This is a genomic window from Blautia sp. CAG:237, assembly GCF_000436615.1.
GTDB classification, from domain to species: domain Bacteria; phylum Bacillota; class Clostridia; order Lachnospirales; family Lachnospiraceae; genus Blautia_A; species Blautia_A intestinihominis.
The window spans coordinates 1-22376 of record NZ_FR886682.1 but is presented as its reverse complement, the minus strand read 5'-3'; the positions used below and the strand labels follow the sequence as shown (position 1 = coordinate 22376).

The 22376-nt window shown below is 46.9% G+C and carries 23 protein-coding genes; all 23 read left to right on the top strand.

Annotated features, from left to right (window positions below; genetic code table 11):
• Nucleotides 1–451 precede the first annotated feature (451 nt).
• Nucleotides 452–721: an AtpZ/AtpI family protein gene (locus tag QZL69_RS02215; protein WP_118253653.1), complete on the top strand. Its 270-nt coding sequence runs from the start codon at nucleotides 452–454 to the stop codon at nucleotides 719–721.
• Between the two features lie 44 nt (nucleotides 722–765).
• Nucleotides 766–1185 (top strand): hypothetical protein, encoded by a 420-nt coding sequence (locus QZL69_RS02210; protein ID WP_022213593.1) that lies wholly within the window; start codon nucleotides 766–768, stop codon nucleotides 1183–1185.
• 39 nt (nucleotides 1186–1224) lie between these two features.
• The gene (locus QZL69_RS02205) at nucleotides 1225–1983 is read left to right on the top strand and encodes a F0F1 ATP synthase subunit A (protein ID WP_022213592.1); all 759 of its coding nucleotides are present in this window, start codon (nucleotides 1225–1227) and stop codon (nucleotides 1981–1983) included.
• Nucleotides 1984–2074: 91 nt separating this feature from the next.
• Nucleotides 2075–2353: an ATP synthase F0 subunit C gene (gene atpE, locus QZL69_RS02200; protein ID WP_005428180.1), complete on the top strand. Its 279-nt coding sequence runs from the start codon at nucleotides 2075–2077 to the stop codon at nucleotides 2351–2353.
• A gap of 100 nt (nucleotides 2354–2453) precedes the next feature.
• On the top strand, nucleotides 2454–2957 hold the full coding sequence (gene atpF / locus QZL69_RS02195) for a F0F1 ATP synthase subunit B (protein WP_022213591.1): 504 nt from the start codon (nucleotides 2454–2456) through the stop codon (nucleotides 2955–2957).
• Nucleotides 2954–3493 carry an ATP synthase F1 subunit delta gene (gene atpH, locus QZL69_RS02190; RefSeq protein ID WP_022213590.1) on the top strand — a complete coding sequence of 180 codons (540 nt, stop codon included), beginning with the start codon at nucleotides 2954–2956 and terminating at the stop codon, nucleotides 3491–3493. Before atpF ends, atpH begins: the two co-directional genes overlap by 4 nt.
• Nucleotides 3494–3692: 199 nt before the next feature.
• Nucleotides 3693–5222: a F0F1 ATP synthase subunit alpha gene (gene atpA, locus QZL69_RS02185; RefSeq protein ID WP_022213589.1), complete on the top strand. Its 1530-nt coding sequence runs from the start codon at nucleotides 3693–3695 to the stop codon at nucleotides 5220–5222.
• Between the two features lie 24 nt (nucleotides 5223–5246).
• Nucleotides 5247–6104: an ATP synthase F1 subunit gamma gene (gene atpG / locus QZL69_RS02180; protein ID WP_022213588.1), complete on the top strand. Its 858-nt coding sequence runs from the start codon at nucleotides 5247–5249 to the stop codon at nucleotides 6102–6104.
• 32 nt (nucleotides 6105–6136) lie between these two features.
• A complete protein-coding gene (gene atpD / locus QZL69_RS02175) occupies nucleotides 6137–7531 on the top strand; it encodes a F0F1 ATP synthase subunit beta (protein WP_022213587.1) in 1395 nt (464 codons plus the stop codon).
• A 12-nt stretch (nucleotides 7532–7543) separates the two neighbouring features.
• Nucleotides 7544–7945, top strand: a complete 402-nt coding sequence (gene atpC, locus QZL69_RS02170; protein WP_022213586.1) for an ATP synthase F1 subunit epsilon — start codon at nucleotides 7544–7546, stop codon at nucleotides 7943–7945.
• 150 nt (nucleotides 7946–8095) lie between these two features.
• Complete coding sequence (gene cls, locus QZL69_RS02165) at nucleotides 8096–9655, top strand: cardiolipin synthase (protein WP_022213585.1); 1560 nt, start codon at nucleotides 8096–8098, stop codon at nucleotides 9653–9655.
• A 301-nt stretch (nucleotides 9656–9956) separates the two neighbouring features.
• Complete coding sequence (locus QZL69_RS02160) at nucleotides 9957–10718, top strand: nucleotide-binding protein (RefSeq protein WP_022213584.1); 762 nt, start codon at nucleotides 9957–9959, stop codon at nucleotides 10716–10718.
• Nucleotides 10715–11995 (top strand): nitrogenase component 1, encoded by a 1281-nt coding sequence (locus QZL69_RS02155; RefSeq protein ID WP_022213583.1) that lies wholly within the window; start codon nucleotides 10715–10717, stop codon nucleotides 11993–11995. The genes QZL69_RS02160 and QZL69_RS02155 overlap by 4 nt, the downstream gene beginning before the upstream one ends.
• Nucleotides 11996–12256: 261 nt before the next feature.
• Nucleotides 12257–12409: a hypothetical protein gene (locus QZL69_RS02150; protein ID WP_022213582.1), complete on the top strand. Its 153-nt coding sequence runs from the start codon at nucleotides 12257–12259 to the stop codon at nucleotides 12407–12409.
• A 463-nt stretch (nucleotides 12410–12872) separates the two neighbouring features.
• Nucleotides 12873–13916 (top strand): nitrogenase component 1, encoded by a 1044-nt coding sequence (locus QZL69_RS02145; protein ID WP_022213581.1) that lies wholly within the window; start codon nucleotides 12873–12875, stop codon nucleotides 13914–13916.
• 81 nt (nucleotides 13917–13997) lie between these two features.
• Nucleotides 13998–16334: a carbamoyltransferase HypF gene (gene hypF, locus QZL69_RS02140; protein WP_022213580.1), complete on the top strand. Its 2337-nt coding sequence runs from the start codon at nucleotides 13998–14000 to the stop codon at nucleotides 16332–16334.
• 16 nt (nucleotides 16335–16350) lie between these two features.
• Nucleotides 16351–16560 (top strand): HypC/HybG/HupF family hydrogenase formation chaperone, encoded by a 210-nt coding sequence (locus QZL69_RS02135; RefSeq protein ID WP_022213579.1) that lies wholly within the window; start codon nucleotides 16351–16353, stop codon nucleotides 16558–16560.
• Nucleotides 16560–17612: a hydrogenase formation protein HypD gene (gene hypD / locus QZL69_RS02130; protein ID WP_022213578.1), complete on the top strand. Its 1053-nt coding sequence runs from the start codon at nucleotides 16560–16562 to the stop codon at nucleotides 17610–17612. Before QZL69_RS02135 ends, hypD begins: the two co-directional genes overlap by 1 nt.
• Nucleotides 17613–17686: 74 nt before the next feature.
• Nucleotides 17687–18703: a hydrogenase expression/formation protein HypE gene (gene hypE / locus QZL69_RS02125; protein ID WP_022213577.1), complete on the top strand. Its 1017-nt coding sequence runs from the start codon at nucleotides 17687–17689 to the stop codon at nucleotides 18701–18703.
• Between the two features lie 49 nt (nucleotides 18704–18752).
• Nucleotides 18753–19025, top strand: coding sequence for a TM1266 family iron-only hydrogenase system putative regulator (locus QZL69_RS02120; protein WP_022213576.1), 273 nt, complete (start codon nucleotides 18753–18755; stop codon nucleotides 19023–19025).
• The gene (locus QZL69_RS02115; protein WP_022213575.1) at nucleotides 19018–19785 is read left to right on the top strand and encodes a nitrogenase iron protein NifH; all 768 of its coding nucleotides are present in this window, start codon (nucleotides 19018–19020) and stop codon (nucleotides 19783–19785) included. The genes QZL69_RS02120 and QZL69_RS02115 overlap by 8 nt, the downstream gene beginning before the upstream one ends.
• Nucleotides 19779–21164, top strand: coding sequence for a nitrogenase component 1 (locus QZL69_RS02110; protein ID WP_022213574.1), 1386 nt, complete (start codon nucleotides 19779–19781; stop codon nucleotides 21162–21164). The genes QZL69_RS02115 and QZL69_RS02110 overlap by 7 nt, the downstream gene beginning before the upstream one ends.
• The gene (locus QZL69_RS02105) at nucleotides 21161–22333 is read left to right on the top strand and encodes a nitrogenase component 1 (RefSeq protein WP_022213573.1); all 1173 of its coding nucleotides are present in this window, start codon (nucleotides 21161–21163) and stop codon (nucleotides 22331–22333) included. The genes QZL69_RS02110 and QZL69_RS02105 overlap by 4 nt, the downstream gene beginning before the upstream one ends.
• Nucleotides 22334–22376: the final 43 nt, after the last annotated feature.

Here is a 22376-nt window from a genome sequence, read left to right as displayed (position 1 = left end):
TATTGTTTGAGAATGATGTAAATATGTATGGTACTCAAGCACACTGCTGGACAGCGAATAACATCAGAGGTTTGAGAATGATGTAAATATGTATGGTACTCAAGCAAAATCAATAATCCCTGCACCCACGGATGCGTTTGAGAATGATGTAAATATGTATGGTACTCAAACGGGCGGAAATCCCCGGCCAAGCAATTGTCCGGTTTGAGAATGATGTAAATTTAATAATCCTGCGTTACACCGAGGAGGTTTTGTCTCATTTTGGGACAGAACCTCTTTTTTGTTACATGACAGCAAAAAGACGGGAATGATATAATTCTAACAAAAACTTTGTTAGGATAACAAAATTATTTGAATAATTTGTACAAATGGATTGAGGTTTTCACATTAATGTGGTAAAATCTGACTATGCGTAAAAGAAAAATTAACAAATAATTAGTAAAAAGGGAGAATGATATTGAAGCAGTGGTCAGAAATCCTGCGTAATGTCACAATGCTGTCCCAGCTGGGACTGTCATTTATCACACCGCTTCTGCTGTGCCTGGCACTCTGCTGGTTTATTACTTCCAGGACCGGTGTCGGAGGCTGGGTCTATATTCCTGGATTTTTCTTTGGGATGGGCGGATCGGCGACTGTGGCATATAAGTTTTATCTTTCTGTAAACAAGCAGGAGAAGAAAAAACACAAAAAAAATAAAATATATTTCAACAGACATTCATAAACAGCGATATGACGGACAGAATAAATGAAAGGAATAAAGAAATTATGAGCAGTATATTCGATAAGGTGCAGCCGGCAGTAAAAAAAGAAACAAGGAGAGTAGCCATGATCACGGCAGTCGGTCTGGTTCTGATGTGGATCCTTTTTGCAGGACTTCACTTTGCAATGCCGGACAAAGTGCCGTTGGATTATACCGTATTTCTGGGAGGCATCGGAGGAGGACTGATCGCAGTCCTGAATTTCTTTCTGATGGGACTGGCTGTTCAGAAGGCAGCTTCAGCGACAGATGAGGGAACTGCGAGAATGAAACTCAAAGCAAGTTATTCACAGCGTTTTCTGATGATGATGCTGTGGGTGATCGCAGCGATCGTTGCACCGTGCTTCCATTTTGTAGCGGGAATTGCGCCACTCTTATTTCCGGGAACGGGAATCAAGATTGTGGGGATATTTCATAACAAAAACTAGGAGGGGAAAATCTGAACAAGACAGGAGGTGAGTGAATGTATGGAACTGGATATTAATGGGGCGAAGATACTTTTTACTTTACCCATTGACCTGCCGGTTCTGGGACCTTTAAGAATCAGTGAGACCATGGTAGTAAGCTGGATCGTTATGCTGCTGATTACAGGAGTGTGTATCTGGCTGACGCATGATCTTAAGGAGGAAAATATTTCCAAACGGCAGGCTGTGGCAGAACTTCTGGTGGAGATGGCGAATAAATTCGTTGTCGGAAACATGGGTGAGAAGTTCAGGTACATGATTCCATTTGTTGCGGCACTTTTTGCGACAAGTGTGGTATCGAACCTGATAAGCCTTATCGGACTTCGAAGTCCGACATCGGATCTGTCTACAGAGGCAGCGTGGGCGGTTGTGGTATTTATCATGATCACCGCGCAGAAGATTAAGACCAGTGGATTCGGCGGTTACTTAAAGGGATTTACACAGCCGATCCCGGTTATGACACCATTTAATGTTCTTTCTGAACTGGCAACACCGGTAAGTATGGCATGCCGTCATTTCGGAAACATTTTATCAGGTGTTGTTATCAATGGTCTGATCTATGGGGCGCTGGCAGTGGCAAGTTCCGCACTCCTGGGACTGATCCCGGGACTTGTGGGGAATGTATTGTCGCAGATACCTATTCTTGATGTAGGTGTACCGGCTATTTTATCTGTATATTTCGACTGGTTCTCAGGAATTATGCAGGCATTTATTTTCTGTATGCTGACGGTTATGTATATCGCAAATGCAGCAGAGGAATAAAAACTGTTGTTAGGAGATGAACAGCAGCAGATAAGGGATCCCGGGTATATGGGAATATCCGGAGACAATTTTATTACAGGAGGTTTTTACTATGGATTTTCAGTTATTAGCAAAAGGTATCGCATTAGCAGGTTGTGCAATTGGAGCAGGATGTGCGCTGATCGCAGGTATCGGCCCTGGTATTGGTGAAGGTAATGCAGTTGCAAGTGCACTGGAAGCAATCGGACGTCAGCCGGAATGCAAGGGTGATGTTACATCTACCATGCTTCTTGGTTGTGCTATCGCAGAGACAACCGGTATTTATGGTTTTGTAACCGGTCTGCTCCTTATCTTCGTAGCACCTGGTATGTTTATGAACTTCCTGGGCTGATCAGGAAAACAGTAACGGATGCGTCAGATAAGAACGCATCACAGCAGGACAGGAGATGACTGCCAGCATAAGCGGGCAGTGACAACAGGAGGTTACAAACATGCAGGTACAGGAATTAGTAGGAATTGTGCCGTGGAATTTTATAGCGACGATTTGCAACCTTTTTATTCAGGTGTATCTCATTAAGCGTTTTCTTTTCAAGCCGATCAACGAGATGCTGGACAAGCGCAAAGCCAAAGCTGACGCAGAGATCCAGGATGCAGTGAAGGCGAAAGAAGAAGCTCAGGCTATGAAAGCCGAATACGAAAAGAATATGCAGGAAGCCAGGGACAAGGCAAATGACATTGTCAAGACCGCTCAGAAAACAGCGGCTGTCCAGAGTGAAGAGATGCTCAAGGAAGCTTCCAGTCAGGTAACTGCCATGAAAGAAAAGGCAGAGAAAGACATTGCACAGGAGAGACGTAAAGCTGTCAACGAGATCAAGGGTGAGATCGGAGGCATGGCTGTTGAGATCGCCGGTAAGGTAATCGAGCGCGAAATTAACGAAGAGGATCACACGAAACTGATTAATGATTTTATTGAGAATGTAGGTGAGGCATCATGACACAGGCTGCCAAAGTCTATGGCGGCAGTCTGTACGATCTTGCTGCCGAAGAAAAGCTCGATGGACAGATCATGGAGCAGATGAATGAAATCAGACAGATTTTTCGGGAGAATCCAGGATATCTGAAATTACTGGGAGAACCGGCGATCCCGCAGGAAGAGAGAATGAAACTTCTCGATGAAGCCTTTGGCGGACAGGTAGAGCCGTATCTTCTTAATTTTCTTAAACTTTTATGTGAGAAGAAGATCCTGAGAGAGTTTTCGGGATGCTGTGAGGAATTTACCCGCAGGTATAATGTCGACCATGGCATTGTGGAAGCGGTAGTTACCAGTGCAGTTAAACTCAAAGAAGAACAGATGGAAGCCTTGCGCGCCAAACTGGAGAAGACAAGCGGCAAGAAGATCCATCTCACACAGAAGACAGACCCGACCGTTCTAGCCGGACTCCGCGTGGAGATGGAAGGCATACAGCTTGACGGAACGGTACAGGGACGTATTTCGGATATTTCAAAGCGACTGGAAACTACCCAGTTGTAATATCCCGCGAGGTGTTTTGGCATGAATATGCCAAAAGCCCGAGACATGCATAAGGCAAAATGCCATCACCGAAGGTGATATGGGATGCATTTTGACTTGTAACTGTGAAGGGACTGAACAGTTACAGAAGCTGAATGAAGTAGTGGTTTAGTGAAAAAATAAGCAAAAGCTATAAAATGTTAAAGGATGGAATGGACACATGCAATTAAAACCTGAGGAAATATCCAAAGTCATCCGAAGCCAGATAAAATATTATGAAAATGCGATACAGCAGAATGAGACAGGTACAATCCTTATGGTTGGTGACGGAATCGCACGTGCCAGCGGACTTGTGAACTGTATGGCAGGCGAATTACTGGAATTTGAAGATGGAAGTTTCGGTATGGCACAGAACCTGGAAGAAAACAGTGTTTCTATTGTAATATTTGGCTCCGATGAGAATATCGGTGAAGGCCAGACCGTAAAGCGTACAGGCAAAGTTGTGTCTGTACCGGTCGGTGAGGCTATGATCGGACGAGTAGTGAATGCACTTGGTCAGCCAATTGATGGTGCAGGACCGATCGATACAAAAGAATTTCGCCCGGTAGAGAGCAAGGCACCTGGAATCTGTGAGAGACGGTCTGTATATCAGCCGCTTCAGACAGGTATCAAGGCGATCGACTCTATGATCCCGATCGGACGGGGACAGCGTGAGCTGATCATCGGTGACCGTCAGACAGGAAAGACAACTATCGCAACAGATACGATCATCAACCAGAAAGGCAAGGATGTACTCTGTATCTATGTTGCGATCGGACAGAAACGATCTACAGTAGCATCTCTGGTGGAGAATCTTACCAGAAACGGTGCTATGGATTATACCATCGTAGTGGCTGCGACAGCTTCTGAATCCAGCCCGCTGCAGTACATTGCACCGTATTCAGGCTGTGCAATGGGTGAATACTTTATGAACCAGGGAAAAGATGTACTGATTATTTATGATGATCTGAGTAAACATGCGGTTGCGTACCGTGCACTTTCCCTTCTGATCCGTCGTCCGCCTGGACGTGAGGCATATCCTGGAGATGTTTTTTATCTGCATTCCAGACTGCTTGAGCGTGCAGCGAAGCTTGACGACGAGCATGGCGGCGGTTCTCTGACAGCACTGCCGATCATCGAAACACAGGCAGGTGACGTATCTGCCTATATCCCGACAAACGTAATTTCTATTACAGACGGACAGATATTCCTGGAAACAGAACTTTTCCATTCCGGTATCATGCCGGCGGTAAACCCTGGTATTTCCGTATCACGAGTTGGTGGAGATGCACAGATCAAGGCTATGAAGAAGGTTGCCGGAACTCTGAAACTGATCTATTCTCAGTATCGTGAACTTCAGAGTTTTGCCCAGTTCGGCTCAGATCTGGATGCTGATACCAAGGCACGTCTGGAACAGGGTGCACGTATTGTAGAAGTTCTGAAACAGAGCCAGAATGCTCCGGTGCCGGTAGAAAAGCAGGTAGCAATCCTGTATGCGGTAACCAAGGGCATCCTTGAAAAAGTTAACGTTGAAGACGTAAGCGAATATGAAGCAGGACTGTACACGTATCTCGATGCAGATGCAGCTGGTCTGGAAGTGATGCAGCTTATCAGCTCTACAGGCAAACTTGAGCCAGAAACAGAAGAAAAACTGCGTCATGTACTGGAAGCGTATACAGAGAATTTCCTGAATACAAAACCTGACAAATAATGTGAGTAGGAGGGTATAAATCATATGGCTGGAAATATGAAAGCGGTAAAGCTGCGTATCAAAAGCGTACAAAGTACGATGCAGATTACCAAGGCCATGGAGCTTGTTGCATCCTCCAAACTGCGTAAGGCAAAGGAACGTGCAGAAACCTGCCGTCCTTACTTCACAGAGCTGCATGAGACACTGAAAGACATTGCAAAAGAAAACATTGATTTTTCTTCTGTATATTCCAGAGAGTCCTCCAATCCCCGCACCTGTTATGTGGTGATCGCCGGTGACAGAGGACTGGCTGGCGGATATAATGCAAATCTTTTTAAATGTCTTGAGTCTGCAGCCGAAGGCAGGGACTATATGGTGCTGCCGATTGGAAAAAAAGCAGTTGAGTATTTCAGACAGAGAGGCATTGAATGCCTGACAGATAAGTTTGCAGAGATTGCAGGTATTTCTGTCGCAGACTGTTTTGAGATCGCGAATCTGCTTTGTGAAGAATTCCGCAAAGGAACATTTGGTCATATTGAATTATGTTATACCGTTTTTGCATCTATGCTTTCTCAGCGTCCGGAGGTATTTTCCATACTTCCTATGACAGATATCAGAGAGGAAAGCGGCGGCAGAGTGGATACAAGAAATCTGATCCTCTATGAGCCGAATGCAGAGGTTGTGTTTGATGCCATTGTTCCGGAATATCTGGCGGGGCTGGTTTATGGCGGTGTATGTGAGAGTACAGCCAGTGAACTTGCAGCCAGAAGAATGGCTATGGACGCTGCGACAAGTAATGCAGAAGAGATGATCGATAAGCTGAATCTGTATTACAACAGAGCACGACAGGCCAGCATCACGCAGGAGATCACGGAGATTGTTGCAGGTGCGGAAGGGCTTTAAAGGGGCTTAATTTAGCATAGGAGACTTAAAACATGAGTGAAAAACACATTGGCGAAGTAGTACAGGTCATCGGTCCGGTTCTGGATATCCGCTTTGCGCACGATGAACTCCCGGCTCTTCTCAATGCCATAGAAATAGAATCAAACGGCGCAAAGCTGACAGCCGAGGTAGCGCAGCAGATTGGTGACGATGTCGTGAGATGTATCGCCATGAACTCTACCGACGGTCTTGTCCGGGGCACAAAGGCAGTAGATACCGGCGGCCCGATCACAGTTCCGGTAGGAGATGCCTGCCTGGGACGAGTATTTAATCTTCTTGGAGATCCGGTAGATAACCAGCCGGCTCCGGAAGCACAGGAACGCTGGTCCATCCATCGTCCTGCTCCTTCTTATGAGGAGCAGATGCCGGCTACAGAGATCCTGGAGACTGGTATCAAGGTCGTAGACCTGATCTGCCCGTATGCAAAGGGTGGTAAGATCGGTCTGTTCGGTGGTGCCGGTGTAGGAAAAACAGTCCTTATCATGGAGCTGATCCACAACGTAGCTACCGCTCACGGCGGTCTGTCTGTATTCACAGGCGTTGGGGAACGTACCCGTGAGGGAAATGACCTTTACAATGAAATGAAAGAAAGTGGAGTTATCGACAAGACTGCCCTGGTTTATGGCCAGATGAATGAGCCGCCGGGAGCACGTATGCGTGTCGGACTTTCCGGACTTACCATGGCGGAGTATTTCCGTGATGAGAAAAACCAGGACGTGCTTCTTTTCATTGACAATATCTTCCGTTTCACACAGGCTGGTTCTGAGGTATCCGCGCTTCTTGGACGTATGCCGTCAGCAGTAGGATATCAGCCGACACTGGCAACAGAAATGGGTAACTTACAGGAGCGTATCACATCCACAAGAAAGGGTTCCATCACATCCGTACAGGCTGTTTATGTGCCTGCCGATGACCTTACGGACCCGGCTCCGGCAACGACATTCTCACATCTGGATGCTACGACTGTACTTTCCCGTGAGATCTCCAGTCAGGGTATCTACCCGGCAGTAGATCCGCTGGATTCCACAAGCCGTATCCTTTCACCTGAGATCGTCGGAAAAGAGCATTATGAGATAGCAAGATCTGTACAGCGTGTACTTCAGCGTTACAAAGAACTTCAGGATATCATTGCCATCATGGGTATGGATGAACTTTCCGAAGAAGATAAACGTACAGTAAGCCGTGCACGTAAAGTACAGAGATACCTGTCCCAGAGTTTCTCAGTAGCAGAGCAGTTCACAGGTATGCCTGGTAAATATGTTCCTCTCAAAGAAACTTTAAGAGGATTCAAGATGATCCTCAATGGCGAATGTGATGACATTCCGGAGAGCTATTTCCTGTTTGCCGGTACCATTGATGAAGTATTCGAAAAAGCTAAGAAGCAGTAAAGGAGGTGTCTTATGAGTACCTTCCCTTTACGGATCGGAACACCGGACGGACTGCTTTTTGAGGGCGATGTGGAGCGTGTGGTCTGCAGAAGTATCAGCGGCGATATCGCGATTCTTGCAAGACACTGTAACTTCTGTACCGCTCTTGGAATGGGTGAAGCCAGCGTAGTCATGGCAGATGGAAACAGACGGACTGCAGCCTGCATCGGCGGAATGCTTTCTGTCATGAACGGAACCTGCCGTCTTCTCGCAACCACCTGGGAGTGGAAAGAAGACATCGACGCAGAGCGTGCACAGGCAGCGAAGAAACGCGCCGAAGAAATGATCGCCAAAGGCGGCCTCACCGACCAGGAATACAAGATGGCATCTGCAAAGCTTCAGAGAGCACTGGTGCGTCTGAGTGTAAAAGAGTAATTACAGGGAGCGATGTTGATAGGAGCATCGCTCCTTTTTTGGACTGCAGTGCAAAAGATGTATTTACGGATTCGACATAAAGTGCTATGATGTGTTTCACTATCATACTGCAGGTTCAATCCGGATGCAGGAAAGAAGGAGTGGGATTTTATGAAATCTACTACGGTAGAAGGCAGGGCAAAGACGAAGAATGGAGTCACCAGGCTTGTTTTTTCGGTAATATGTATCCTGCTGGAAGTAATATTTATTATTTTAATGTTTACAAAGCTCAACAGATATGCAGAGGCAGTCAATCTTCTTACGAGAGTTGTGGGCGTGATCGTTATTTTGAACATGTATGCATCACCGGTTACCTCGACGATCAAAGTGCCATGGATCCTTCTGATCCTCATGTTCCCGATCATGGGACTTGGATTGTATCTTCTGGTCGGTCTGAACGGTGGTACCGAAAAGATGAGGAGGCGTTATCAGAAAATCGACGAACAGCTTTTGCCGCTGCTCCCGGAGAACAGAAAGATTCAGGAAAAACTACTGCAGAAAATTCCAAGAGCCGGAAATATTTCTTCCTATATCCACAGAAATGCTGGGTATCCGGTGTATCAGAATACAGATGTGACCTATTTTGATGAGGCGGCAAAGGGACTGGAAGCACAGCTTCAGGATCTGGCCAAAGCGGAGCAGTTTATCTTTATGGAATACCATGCAATTGAGGATGCCGAGGCCTGGCACCGGATTCAGCAGGTGCTGGAAGACCGTGTAAAGGCAGGTGTGGAGGTCAGGGTATTCTATGACGATATGGGCTCGATTGGTTTTATTAATACAGACTTTACCAAAAAGATGGAAGCAGTCGGAATCCGCTGTCGTGTATTTAATCCGTTTATGCCAGGTCTGAATCTGTTTCTGAACAACCGTGATCACCGAAAGATCACCGTGATCGACGGCAAAGTCGGATTTACAGGCGGATATAACCTTGCGAATGAATATTTCAATCTGACACACCCTTACGGACAGTGGAAGGATACGGGCATCCGTCTGGAGGGCGATGCGGTGCGTTCTCTGACAGTGACTTTCCTTGAGATGTGGAATGCAGTTAACGACAAGGATGAGAATGACACGGATTTTGCCCGGTTTTTGCTGGAATATCCGTATAAAGCACAGCAGACTGGATTTGTTCAGCCATATGCGGACAGCCCACTGGATGGCGAAAAGGTGGGAGAAGAAGTTTACATCAGCATGGTGAACAAGGCAGAAAAATACTGCTGGTTTATGACACCATATCTGATCATTACCGATGAGATGGCACATGCAATGACTCTTGCCGCAAAACGAGGCGTAGATGTAAGGATCATCACGCCGGGCATTCCGGACAAAAAACTGATCTACAGTGTCACCCGGTCTTTTTATCACGAACTGGTCAAAGACGGCGTGCGGATCTACGAATGGACACCGGGGTTCTGTCATGCAAAAATGAGTGTTGCAGATGACTGTATGGCAACCTGCGGAACCATCAATCTGGATTACCGAAGCCTGTATCATCATTTCGAAAACGGATGTTTTATGACAGACTGTGATGTGGTTCTGGACATCCGAAATGACCTGCAGGAGAAAATGAAAGAATGCCGTGAAGTCACCGAAAAATACCGTACTGGCCGCAGTGCATATCTTCGCCTGAGCCAGCTGCTTATGAGACTGTTTGCGGGATTATTATAGGAAAAAGGCGTGAGAGATATACTTGTTAGCATTGACTCACCGGGTATGTATAAAGTAAAATAAAAACATATAAAACGTAGAATATGAAGAAATAAATAAAAACAGAACAGACTCTGACGGCAAGGAATTTCATCCGAGCGGGAATAGTTGTTAATGTGAAATCTACAGATTGCTGTGAATGAAATAAACAGTAATATTTACAGGACTTCTCTACCCTGACGGTGGAGGAGTCTTTTTGCATTTATGGAGATTTTTTACAGAAAATACAGGGTCTGTTATGAAACAGGGAGGGGATTTACGAATGCTGAAAGTGGCAATTTATGGAAAGGGCGGTATCGGAAAATCAACCGTGACATCCAATCTGGCAGCGGCTTTTGCATCCATGGGGAAGAAAGTCATCCAGATCGGCTGTGATCCGAAAGCAGATTCTACGATCAATCTGCTTGGTGGTGAACCACTTCGCCCGGTGATGAATTACATGCGTGAAGAGGACGAGGAACCAGAGAAACTTGAGGACATTTCAAAAGAAGGATTTGGAGGAGTTCTCTGTATTGAAACAGGCGGTCCGACACCGGGACTTGGCTGTGCGGGAAGAGGAATCATAGCAACTTTTCAGCTACTGGAAGACCTGAGGTTATTTGAAACCTATCAGCCGGATGTTGTGCTTTATGATGTGCTTGGCGATGTAGTCTGTGGTGGTTTTGCGGCACCGATCCGTGAGGGATATGCGGAAAAAGTTCTGATCGTAACCTCTGGAGAGAAGATGGCACTGTATGCAGCAAACAACATTTCCAGTGCTGTACGGAACTTCGAAGACAGAAGTTATGCGAGAGTTTTTGGCATTGTCCTGAATCATCGAAACGTTGAAAACGAAACCGAAAAAGTGCAGGCGTTTGCACAGAAAAGCAATATTCCGATCGTAGGTGAAATACCAAGAAGCGATGAAATCATCCGATGGGAAGACCAGGGCAAGACCGTGATCGAGGGAGATGCAGGATCTGAGATCAGCAGACGTTTTTTTGACCTGGCAGAAATGCTTTTGAAAGCAGAGGAAGAAGAATGAGCAGAGCCTATTATTGTACAGTAGAAGAATTAAATGAGCGTGGGAGGGACAATATTCCGGACCAGTTCAGATCAAATATGCATCTGATCTACAGCTCTCCGGCGACACTTGCCTTTAACTCTCCGGGAGCAGAAGGATTCGGTGTGAAGAGAGCCGGACTTGCTGTTCCGGATTCGATCATGCTGATTGTGGCACCGGGATGCTGCGGACGAAATACATCCCTGATCAGCTCCATGCGCGAATATGACAATCGATTTTTTTATCTGATGATGGATGAGACAGATATCGTGACAGGACGTCATCTCAAGAAAATACCAAAAGCAGTAGAAGAAATCTGTAACAGCCTGGATAAGAAACCATCTGTTGTGATGATCTGCATTACCTGTGTAGATGCACTTCTTGGCACAGATATGGAGCGTGTCTGCCGTAAAGCGGAGGAGAAGACCGGACTTCCGGTGCGTCCATGTTATATGTATGCATTGACCAGAGAGGGACGGAAACCACCGATGGTACATGTGCGACAGTCTTTATATTCTCTTCTTGAGCCGACAAAAAAGAAAGGAAATGTCGTCAATCTTCTGGGATTTTTCTCGCCGCTTGTGGATGACTGTGAGCTGTATGATCTGCTTCACAGTGCAGGGATCAAGACGATCCACGAGATATCCAGATGCAGAGACTTCGAAGAATATAAGACCATGTCGGAGGCGAATTTCAATCTGGTACTGCATCAGGAATCACGTTTTGCGGCAGAAGATTTTAATGACAGACTGAAGATTCCGTTTATTGAGTTACGACGTTTATATCAGACAGATAAAATACAGAATCAGTATCAGGCGTTTGCGTCTGTGCTGGGAGTTTCTTTCGAACTGGACAAGTATCGAGAAGCAGCAGAACAGGCAATCGAAGACTTTCGAAAAGTTTGTCCGGATGCATCGTTTGCCGTTGGGGAATGCATGAACGGAGATCCGTTTGAACTGGCACTTGCCCTTCTGAAATACGGATTCAAAGTACCGGAAATCTATGGAACGATCACAGTAGAGAACTTCGTATATATGAAACAGCTTGCCCTCTTAAGCCCGGAAACAAAAGTATTTTCCAACATGGAACCAACCATGATCTACTACGATCCGGCGCAGAGCGGTGTAAACATCACCATAGGCAAAGACGCCCTCTACTACCACCAAAACTGCCCGGGCCTGATGTGGAACCAGGACGAGCAGCCGTATGGCTTTGCGGGAGTGAGACGGTTGTTTGAGGCGTTGAAGGAATGCATATGAGTAATAAGAGCATCTACAAAGAGGTGGATGCTCTTATTTTGTCGAACGATTTTTCTTGAAGCTATGAAATCTTATATAATAAACACATTCACATGTGAAACTGATCTGAAACTCAAAAGGCAAATCAGCCTGAAATTCCCTAAAATCAAGAAATTTTTAAGAAGAATGTTGAAGTCTGAAAGCGGAACGTATATAATATAATTATAGAACAAAATGTGGTAAACATTCTTTGAGAAAAAAGTTTTACAGCAAGGAGTGTTTATGGAAAAACAGAAAAATCAAGCCCCCGACAGTGCGATTACATATCATAACAAAGATGTGATTTCCAAATTATTGAAATGTGGAATTTCCATAGACCAGATTCTACAGTGCATCGATGGACTGACCAGAGGAGAACTTGAAGCGATGAAATAAAATTCAAAAAATCAAGGCAACCAGTGCGGAAAATATATGGCAAAACGGACGTGTTAGCGTTGACTGACAACTTGTGTATGAGATATAATAAATTCTAACAGCAGACAGGATGACTTGATCTACCTGAATGCAACTACACAGACACGTTCAAATTTTATAAATACTAAAGAACAGACTCTGATGGCGAGGAAACATATGTATAGGGGTTACTTGTTCACAGGTAGTATCCCGCGAGGCGTTTTGCCATGAATATGGCAAAATCCCGAGAAATACAGGGCAAAATGCCATCACCGAAGGTGATTTGGAATGGATTTTGACCAAGTTACTGTGAACGGAGTGAACAGTAACTTATAGGACCGGGTAGGTCACTGCAGATCCGAGCAGGAATAGTTGTTGGCATGAATTTACAGGACTTCTCTACCCTGATGGGCGAGGAGTCTTTTTGTGTATAAGGGGGAAAATAATGAGAGGACTACGGAAATACCTGACGCCATTTGCACCAGATCAGTCAGGTGCAGTATCGGTACTTTTTGAACTGGGAGGTATTGTGGTGATCTGCGATGCGGGGGGATGTACCGGTAATGTATGCGGATTTGACGAGCCGCGGTGGTTTGAACAGAAAAGTGCGATCTTCAGCGCCGGACTTCGAGATATGGATGCGATCCTTGGACGTGATGACCGTCTGGTGACGAAGCTTGCAGATGCAGCACAGAAGGTAGATGCAACGTTCGCAGCAGTGATCGGAACCCCGGTTCCGGCGGTGATCGCAACGGATTATCTGGCATTGAAACGCATGAGTGAGAAGAAGATAAATCTGCCGATCCTGACCGTTGATACAGATGGAATGGAACTTTATGACAAAGGCGAGGAGAAAGTTTTTGTGGAGCTTTTCAAAACTTTTGCAACGGAAAAATATCCAGTGGAAGAGCGCAGGATCGGTATCCTCGGAATGACTCCGCAGGATGTCAGCGACCTTGCGGCAGCAGACAAAATACGTGCCCTGTATCAGCAGAAATATGGTCAGCAGGCGGTCTGTTACTGTATGGGCGACGGACTGAAAGAAGTAAAAAAAGCTTCCTCAGTGAGTAGAAATATCGTGGTTTCTCCGGCGGCACTTATGGCGGCGAAATATCTGGAAAAGACATTTGGAACGCCATATGAAATCCACTATCCACTGGTAGAGGAACTGCTTCCGGAACTGGATTATACCGGCAAAAAAGTCCTTGTTGTACACCAGCAGGTGATCGCCGATTCCATCCGCAGAGAACTGCTGGAGAGAGGCGCAAAGACTGTCCAGACAGCAGGCTGGTTTATGATGAAAAAAGAACTTCTGGCAGACGGAGATATGTCTCTTCGTGACGAGGATGACTACATAGAACTGGTACAAAATGGAGATTTTGATATCATTTTTGCAGACGGATGTATGGAGCGTATGACACCGGAATTTAAAGGAAGCTTCATAAATACAAGACATTTTGCAGTATCAGGGAAGCTGATCGGGAAGTAAAGTCAGCTGATCACGAGCAGACAATTGTAAATAAAAAATCCTGCTGTATCTATGGAGTGATATAGCAGATTGGAGAAGATTATGAGTGAAGAAATCACCAGACAGATCCGCATTTACGGAATCGTACAGGGGGTAGGATTCCGGCCAACGGTCAGCCGCCATGCGGCCACGCGGGGCATCCGTGGAAATGTCTGTAACAAGGGACCTTATGTGGAAATTTACGCACAGGGATCAGAGGAAGCGGTCAGAGGATTTATCTCAGATATCCAGAACCGGCCGCCGAAACGTGCAGCGATCCTCAAAGTAAATGTCGAAAATGTAGAGCATCCGGAAGCGTATACACAGTTTGATATCATCGAAAGTGAGAAGACAAAAGGAGAGATTTTTGTCTCACCGGACATTGCAATCTGCGATGAATGCAAGGAGGAAATATTTGATCCCAGGAATCGGAGATATCTACATCCGTTTATCAACTGTACCTGCTGCGGACCGAGACTGACGATTCTGGATTCGCTTCCTTATGACAGAGAACGGACCAGTATGAAAGAGTTTCCGATGTGCCCGGACTGTGCAAAAGAATACTATGATCCGGCGACAAGAAGATACGATGCACAGCCGGTCTGCTGCAATGACTGTGGACCGGAAGTATACCTGATCGGCAGAGAAGAAAGAGGCAGGGCTGCGATCACTTATGCGAGAAAAACGATTGCAGAGGGCGGGATTGTTGCGATCAAAGGCATCGGTGGATTTCATCTCTGCTGTGATGCTTCAAATGAGGGGGCAGTCAGCCGCCTGCGGCAGCTCAAACGTCGTCCGATGAAGCCTTTTGCAGTGATGGCAAAAGATCCCGAAGCTGTCAGAAAAGAATGTGAAGTTAGCGCAGAACAGTCCAAAATTCTCGACGGACATCAGAAGCCGATCCTGCTTCTGGATAAGAAAAAAGAGGCTGAGATCCTCTGTCCATCCGTGGCACCGGGCAATCCAAAAGTCGGTGTGATGCTGCCATATGCACCGGTACAGCTTCTGATCTTTACGTATGATGACGGGATTGAAATGCCGGAATTTCTGGTAATGACCAGTGGAAATATATCCGGTGCGCCGATCTGTCGTGACGATCGGGAAGCAGAGGCAGAACTGTCTGGATTCTGCGACTGCATGCTGTCCCATGACCGCAAGATCCGTATCCGCGCAGACGATTCTGTAATGGATTTTTATGAGGATAAACCATATATGATCCGCCGTTCCAGAGGTTATGCACCACTTCCGTTTATGGTTTCCACACCATATCAGGGACAGGTGCTCGCAATCGGTGGAGAACTCAAAAACTCCTTCTGCATCGGTGTGGATAACCGTTTTTATCCGTCCCCATATGTGGGAGACCTGGAAGATCTGCGGACAGTAAAAGCACTTCGTGAGACAGTCGGAAGACTGGAAACACTGCTGGAAGTGGAGCCGGAGATCGTATGCTGTGATATGCATCCGAAGTACAATTCTGTGATGGTCGCAGAAGAACTTGGATTACCGGTAGTGAAGGTACAGCACCATTATGCACACATTCTTTCCTGCATGGCAGAGAATGACTGTGCGGATCAGGTGGTCGGCGTATCGTTTGACGGAACCGGCTATGGAACAGACGGTACGATCTGGGGAGGAGAAATCCTTCTGGCAGATCTGAATGGATTCGAAAGAACAGGAAGTGTCATGCCATTCCTGCAGATCGGCGGAGATGCTTCTTCAAAAGAGGGATGGCGTATCGCAGTTTCCCTGCTCTATGGAATGACAGGTGACAGGGAAAAAGCATCTGAGATCATAGAGAAATTAGAACTTTGTACGAAGCAGGAAGCAAATGTACAGTTCACCATGGCAGACCGTAAGATCAATGCCGTGATGTCAACCAGCGCAGGCCGTTTGTTTGACGGTGTGAGCGCGATACTTGGAATCCGCAGGAAGTCCACATTTGAAGGAGAGGCGTCCATGGCACTTGAATTTGTCGCGGAAGAGTATCAGAAGAACAGTTTAAAAAATGCGAAAAAGATGCCGGAGATACCGACTTATGAACTATTAAAAGAAGGTAATGACCGGCTGCTTCTCAACACCGGCTCCCTGATAAAAGAAATCCTGTACCGCAGGTTAAACGGTGAAGATTCTGACCGTCTGGCATACATTTTCCATCAGGAACTTGCCCGCCAGATCACGGCATCCTGTGTGAAGATCAGAGAGCAGAGCGGCTGTAATAAAGCAGCTTTAAGTGGCGGTGTTTTTCAGAACCGGCTGCTTCTGGAACTGACTGATCATATGTTGAAACAGCAGGGATTTGAAGTGCTGAAACATCAGCTTGTACCGCCAAATGACGGCGGGATCGCACTTGGACAGGCAGTGTATGCGATGGCATATTTAGATAGAAATAGAAATAAGTAAAAAGGGAGGCATTACCATGTGTGTAGGTTTATCAGCAAAAGTAGTAAAAATCAGTGAAGGAACAGCAGTTGTAGACGCTGGCGGAGCTAAAAGAAAAGTTTCCGCACAGCTTCTGGAAGACCTGGAACCGGGTGATTATGTGATGGTCCATGCAGGTGTTGCAATCGCAAAGATCACTGATGAAGATGATGACGAAACAGATCAGTTAATGGAGGAACTGCTGTAATGGGAGAAGAGAGAAAAAAAACAGCCCGCGAGATCATAGAGAACTATGACGGTCCGGCAGTCCGCATCATGGAAGTCTGTGGAACACATACACACGAGATCTTTCGACTGGGAATCCGCAAACTTCTGCCGCCGCAGGTAGAACTGATCTCCGGTCCGGGCTGTCCGGTCTGTGTGACACCGGTTGGATTTATTGATGAAGCAGTGTGGCTGGCACTGGAAAAAAATGTAACGATCTGTACCTTCGGAGATCTGGTACGAGTACCGGGAACGAAAATGAGCCTTGCAGGAGCGAGAGAAAAAGGTGCAAAGATCCGCATCGTCTACTCTCCGACAGACGCAGAAAAATATGCACTGGAACATCCAGAAGAAGAGGTTGTCTTCCTGTCTGTCGGATTTGAAACTACAACACCGGCAGAATGTCTTTCTGTAAAGCAGGCAAAGAAGGATGGTCTTTTCAATTATTCTCTGCTGATGGCAAATAAGACCATGCCGCAGGCATACGAGGCACTAAAAGGAAGTGCAGATGTTTTTCTGTATCCGGGACATGTCAATGCGATCACAGGAACAGAACTCTGCGAACATCTGACAGAAGAAGGCGTAAGTGGTGTTGTTGCCGGATTTACTGCGAAAGAGCTTCTCACAGCACTTGCCGTTTCCCTGGTGAAATTCCAGGAAGGAAAACCATTCTTTGTAAACTGCTATCCGAGAGTCGTGAAACCGGAAGGAAGTCGCGAAGCACAGCAGCTCACTGAAGAAATGACAGAAGCCTGTGACAGTGAGTGGAGAGGGCTTGGCGTGATTCCGAGATCAGGTGTCTGTCTTAAAAAAGAGTGGAGCGATTTTGACGCAAGAAAGAAATACAATATTCCACCGATCCAGGGTAAAGCAAACCCGGCATGCAGATGCGGCGATGTCCTGCAGGGCAAATGCAAACCATCCGACTGCAAAGTATTCGGCAAAGTCTGCACCCCTCAGCACCCGGTAGGAGCATGTATGGTTTCAAATGAAGGCGCATGTTCGGCTTATTATGCGTATGGGGACAATAAATAATACCAGGGATTAAAGTTCCAAATGCTGAGTATGTTTACAGGTATAATAATGTTAAGAGAAAAGAGGACAATCCTATGAGCAGTTTAAAAGATAAAACAGTAACAATGGCGCACGGCGCAGGCGGCCGCCAGACTTCAGAACTGATCGACCAGATCTTTGCAGCACACTTTGCCAACCCGGATCTGACAGCAGATGATGCGGCAGTCCTGACACCACCGGCAGGAAAAATGGCAGTTTCCACAGACGGATTTATCGTCTCACCGGCATTCTTTCCGGGCGGAAATATCGGTAAACTTTCCATTTGCGGTACGGTCAATGACCTCGCATGTATGGGTGCAAAACCACTGTACCTGACCTGTGCATTTGTCATCGAAGAAGGCTTCCCGATGGAAAAACTGGAAGAAATCGCCTCCGCAATGGAAAAAACAGCCGCAGAAGCAGGCGTACATATCGTGTCCGGTGATACCAAAGTTGCAGGCAAAGGACAGGTAGACGGCGTTTTTATCACAACGACCGGAATGGGACAGATCGAAGACGGCGTAAAAGTCGGCGGAACCCTTGCACAGCCGGGAGATGCGATCATCGTAACCGGTGATGTCGGAAGACATGGATGCACGATCCTTCTTGCGAGAGAAGATTTCGGGATCGAAGCAGATGTCACCAGCGACTGCGCGCCGCTCTGGAAAGCAGTAGAAGCTGTCATGAACACTACCCACGATCTCCATGTGATCCGTGATGCCACAAGAGGCGGTGTCGGAACCGTCCTCTATGAAATTGCAGGACAGAGCAACGTCGGAATCCGCCTCGATGCAGCCTCCGTCCCGGTAGCACCGGAAGTTAAAGGAGTCTGCGGTATGCTCGGACTTGAACCGCTCTATCTGGCATGCGAAGGCCGCATGGTCATCATGGCTCCAAAAGCTGAAGCAGAAAAAATCGTCGAAACCCTCCGCCAGTGTCCATACTCCAAGGACGCCGCCATCATCGGAGAAGTCACCGCCGACCAGCCAGGCAAAGTAGTCATGACAACTGAGATCGGCACCCAGGCACTCCTGCCACAGCCGGGAGGAGAACTTTTACCACGTATCTGCTAATTGCGAAGCAATGGAGCATTCTGTAGAATTATTATTAAGGAGGATAACCATGGACACAAGAGTAGCAGTAATATCCATCATCGTCGAAGACAGCGATTCCATCGAAACCCTCAACCAGCTTCTTTACGATGCCCGCGACTACATCATCGGCCGCATGGGCATCCCATACCGTGAAAAAGGAATCAGCATCATCAGCATCGCCATCGATGCCTCACAGGACATTATCAGCGCCCTTTCCGGCAAGATCGGCCGCCTCAAAGGCGTGTCCACCAAGACCGCTTATTCCAATGTCATCACACACGCGGAGGAAAAACATGATTAAAATAGCAGTATACGGCAAAGGCGGAATCGGCAAATCCACAACCGTATCCAACGTGGCAGCCACCCTCGCAGAAAAAGGACTGACCGTCATGCAGATCGGCTGCGATCCAAAAGCAGATTCCACGATCCAGCTTCGGCATGGAAAACAGATGCGGACTGTACTCGATCTCTATAATGAGAAAAAACAGAACCTCAAGCTCGAAGACATGATCACAACCGGCTATCAGAGCGTGATCTGCGTAGAGGCCGGAGGCCCCACGCCAGGACTTGGCTGTGCAGGACGCGGGATCATCACTGCCCTCGAAAAATTAAAAGAAACAGGAGCTTACGAGACTTATAAACCGGACATCGTCCTCTACGACGTTCTCGGAGACGTCGTCTGTGGCGGTTTCTCCATGCCGATGCGAAAAGGCTATGCAGACAAAGTTTTTATCATAACTTCCGGTGAAAACATGGCAATCCATGCCGGAGCCAATATTGCCATGGCCGTACAGAACTTCAAAAACCGTGGTTACGCAACCCTTGGTGGAATCATCCTGAACCGCCGCAATGTAAAACGAGAAGAAGAAAAAGTACAGGAACTTGCCGATGATTTTGAAACGCAGATAATCGGAAAACTCACCCGCAGCGACCTGGTCACAGACGCAGAAGAACAGGGCAAAACCCTGATGGAATGTTACCCGGACAGCGAAATGGCAGCAGAATACCGCACACTGGCAGAAAACATTCTGGCTATCTGCAGAAAGGACGGGCTATGCTGAAACGAGTTGGCGGTGAAATAAACCCGGAAGGTGCAGTCATAACGATCGGAGAAGCTGATTTTCCTGTTCCATTTCCGATCGGACTGGAATTCAACTCTCCGGCACATGGCAACTGGAATATCGTCCACACCGGAATGCTTATGCCTGAGGCGATCCAGATCTATGTCTGCGCAGACAACTGCATGCGAGGTGTCGTTCTGACAGCGGCAGAGATGAATGCGGCAGACCGTTTTTCCTTTGTCACTGTGGAAGAAGAAAATCTCCTGAACGGAAATCTGGAGGATGTGACGATCGAAGGAGTGACAGATGTCCTCAATAAATTAGAAAAGAAACCAAAAACAGTGCTCCTTTTTACTGTCTGTCTGCATCATTTTCTGGGATGCGACCTGGACAGAGTCTATGAAGAACTAGGCACACGTTTCCCGGAGATCGTTTTTGTGCGCTGCTTCATGGATCCGATCATGCAGAAACATGGACTGACACCGGATCAGAAACTGCGAAAGGCAATGTACGATCCGCTTATCACGAAGGAGCCAGATCCGCTGACAGTAACGCTCGTTGGAAGCGACTTTGTACTTGATGAAAGCAGTGACATCAAACGATTGCTGAGAAGTACCGGTCACACTTTGCGGGAACTTCCAGCCTGTAAAACATGGGCGGAATACCAGCAGCTTGGAAGTGCAGAAATTTTTGTTTCCTGTTACCCGCCGGCAAAATACGGTGCAGCCATGCTGACAGAACGCCTGAACAGAACACATCTGTATCTTCCGGGTTGTTTTGATTATGAGGAGATCAAAGAAGAAATTCGAAATCTGATAAAGGAGCTTCAGGCAGGATGGAGCCGGGAGGATACTTCGAATACAAAGTGTGCAGATATCACATCCGAAGAAATAGAAGCATTTTACCAGAGAGAGATCACTCTTTGCGAAGATTCCATCAACCACGCAAAATCCATCATCGGCGGCACCCCGGTCGTTCTGGATTATCTGTACCACCCAAGACCATTAGGTCTCGCAAAACTTCTTCTGGAACACGGTTTCCATGTAACAACCGTCTACCTCGACAGCATAAGTCCGGAAGAAAAGCCGGCCTTCGACTGGCTGAAACTTCATCATCCGGACCTGGAACTGCGTGCCACGATCCAAACCAAGATGCGTGTCCTTCCGCGCGGGACAGAAGGTAAAGTTCTTGCTATCGGACAGAAAGCCGCCTGGTTTTCCGGCAGCAGAAATTTCGTCAACATGGTACAGGGCGGCGGCTTGTGGGGCTTCGACGGGATCCGAGGAACCATGGAACTGATGACAGAAGCTTTTCTCGAAGAAAAAGATCCCGAGGATCTGATCGTTCGTAAAGGATGGGGGTGCGAAAGCTGCATATGAGACAGTCATACAAAATCATACCGATCTACACCGCCGATGTTTCTGGTGTATGCTCTGCCCTGTATGACCTGGGCGGCATGGTAGTCATGCACGACCCGTCCGGCTGTAATTCGACTTATAATACACATGACGAGATCCGCTGGTACGACCAGGACAGTCTGATCTATATTTCCGGGCTGACAGAGATCGATGCAGTTATGGGAAACGATGCAAAATTCATTCACGATATTGAAGAAGCGGCGAAAGAACTAAAACCGAAGTTCATCGCACTTGCAGGCTCGCCGATCCCATTTATGAACGGGACAGATTTTCCTGCAATCGCGCAGGTGATCGAAACAGAGACAGGAATCCCGGCTTTTGCAGTTTCGACAAATGGCATGCATGATTATACTTACGGAGCAGGTCTTGCACTGGAGAAAATCGCAGAACGATTTGTTAAGAAACCGCATCATATCAGACCGCATACCCTTAATCTTCTCGGCGTAACCCCGCTGGATTTTGGTCCGCAGGCAAACGTAGATGCCATGAAACAGACTTTACGCCAACGTGGCTGGGAGGTCATTTCTACCTGGGCGATGGGAGATACGCTTGAGAATTTATTCCATGCAGGTGAAGCAGAAGTAAACCTGGTCGTATCCTCCGTAGGTCTTCCGGCAGCAAAGATCCTCCAGGAAAAATTCGGAACTCCATATGTTATTGGAACTCCGGTTGGAGGATTTACAGAAGAACTCATCCAGGCAATAAATGAAGAAGTTTCACATCATAATGAAGCAGAAGAAGCAGACAAGAACAACATTCTCGCGGCATATCTTAAGAACCGTCTGGCAGGAACTCCGCAGATAACTCTGATCGGAGAAGCCGTGACCATGGGCTCCCTGGCAGTAACCCTCGAAAAACAATACAACAAACCAGTCCGCGTCATCTGTCCGCTGGAAACTCACGAAGGTCTTCTCGCACCGAATGACTGTACAGCAGATGGAGAAGAAGAAATGGAGCAGCTTCTAAAGGATGCAGGGATCATCTTTGCAGATCCTCTTTACCGCCCGATCTGTCCGCCGGATTCTACATTCATCGAACTTCCGCATATCGCTTTTTCCGGCAGGATTTTTCTGAAAAAGATCAAAAAATGCGGGATCTTTGGAGAGTTAAACGATATAAAATTGCCGTAAAAACGTACATTTTAGGACGATAAGCGGGAATCCTCGGCAATTC

Coding starts and splice junctions, on each gene's coding strand:
- QZL69_RS02215 (WP_118253653.1), top strand. CDS start 452: ATGATATTGAAGCAGTGGTCAGAAATCCTGCGTAATGTCACAATGCTG.
- QZL69_RS02210 (WP_022213593.1), top strand. CDS start 766: ATGAGCAGTATATTCGATAAGGTGCAGCCGGCAGTAAAAAAAGAAACA.
- QZL69_RS02205 (WP_022213592.1), top strand. CDS start 1,225: ATGGAACTGGATATTAATGGGGCGAAGATACTTTTTACTTTACCCATT.
- atpE (WP_005428180.1), top strand. CDS start 2,075: ATGGATTTTCAGTTATTAGCAAAAGGTATCGCATTAGCAGGTTGTGCA.
- atpF (WP_022213591.1), top strand. CDS start 2,454: ATGCAGGTACAGGAATTAGTAGGAATTGTGCCGTGGAATTTTATAGCG.
- atpH (WP_022213590.1), top strand. CDS start 2,954: ATGACACAGGCTGCCAAAGTCTATGGCGGCAGTCTGTACGATCTTGCT.
- atpA (WP_022213589.1), top strand. CDS start 3,693: ATGCAATTAAAACCTGAGGAAATATCCAAAGTCATCCGAAGCCAGATA.
- atpG (WP_022213588.1), top strand. CDS start 5,247: ATGGCTGGAAATATGAAAGCGGTAAAGCTGCGTATCAAAAGCGTACAA.
- atpD (WP_022213587.1), top strand. CDS start 6,137: ATGAGTGAAAAACACATTGGCGAAGTAGTACAGGTCATCGGTCCGGTT.
- atpC (WP_022213586.1), top strand. CDS start 7,544: ATGAGTACCTTCCCTTTACGGATCGGAACACCGGACGGACTGCTTTTT.
- cls (WP_022213585.1), top strand. CDS start 8,096: ATGAAATCTACTACGGTAGAAGGCAGGGCAAAGACGAAGAATGGAGTC.
- QZL69_RS02160 (WP_022213584.1), top strand. CDS start 9,957: ATGCTGAAAGTGGCAATTTATGGAAAGGGCGGTATCGGAAAATCAACC.
- QZL69_RS02155 (WP_022213583.1), top strand. CDS start 10,715: ATGAGCAGAGCCTATTATTGTACAGTAGAAGAATTAAATGAGCGTGGG.
- QZL69_RS02150 (WP_022213582.1), top strand. CDS start 12,257: ATGGAAAAACAGAAAAATCAAGCCCCCGACAGTGCGATTACATATCAT.
- QZL69_RS02145 (WP_022213581.1), top strand. CDS start 12,873: ATGAGAGGACTACGGAAATACCTGACGCCATTTGCACCAGATCAGTCA.
- hypF (WP_022213580.1), top strand. CDS start 13,998: ATGAGTGAAGAAATCACCAGACAGATCCGCATTTACGGAATCGTACAG.
- QZL69_RS02135 (WP_022213579.1), top strand. CDS start 16,351: ATGTGTGTAGGTTTATCAGCAAAAGTAGTAAAAATCAGTGAAGGAACA.
- hypD (WP_022213578.1), top strand. CDS start 16,560: ATGGGAGAAGAGAGAAAAAAAACAGCCCGCGAGATCATAGAGAACTAT.
- hypE (WP_022213577.1), top strand. CDS start 17,687: ATGAGCAGTTTAAAAGATAAAACAGTAACAATGGCGCACGGCGCAGGC.
- QZL69_RS02120 (WP_022213576.1), top strand. CDS start 18,753: ATGGACACAAGAGTAGCAGTAATATCCATCATCGTCGAAGACAGCGAT.
- QZL69_RS02115 (WP_022213575.1), top strand. CDS start 19,018: ATGATTAAAATAGCAGTATACGGCAAAGGCGGAATCGGCAAATCCACA.
- QZL69_RS02110 (WP_022213574.1), top strand. CDS start 19,779: ATGCTGAAACGAGTTGGCGGTGAAATAAACCCGGAAGGTGCAGTCATA.
- QZL69_RS02105 (WP_022213573.1), top strand. CDS start 21,161: ATGAGACAGTCATACAAAATCATACCGATCTACACCGCCGATGTTTCT.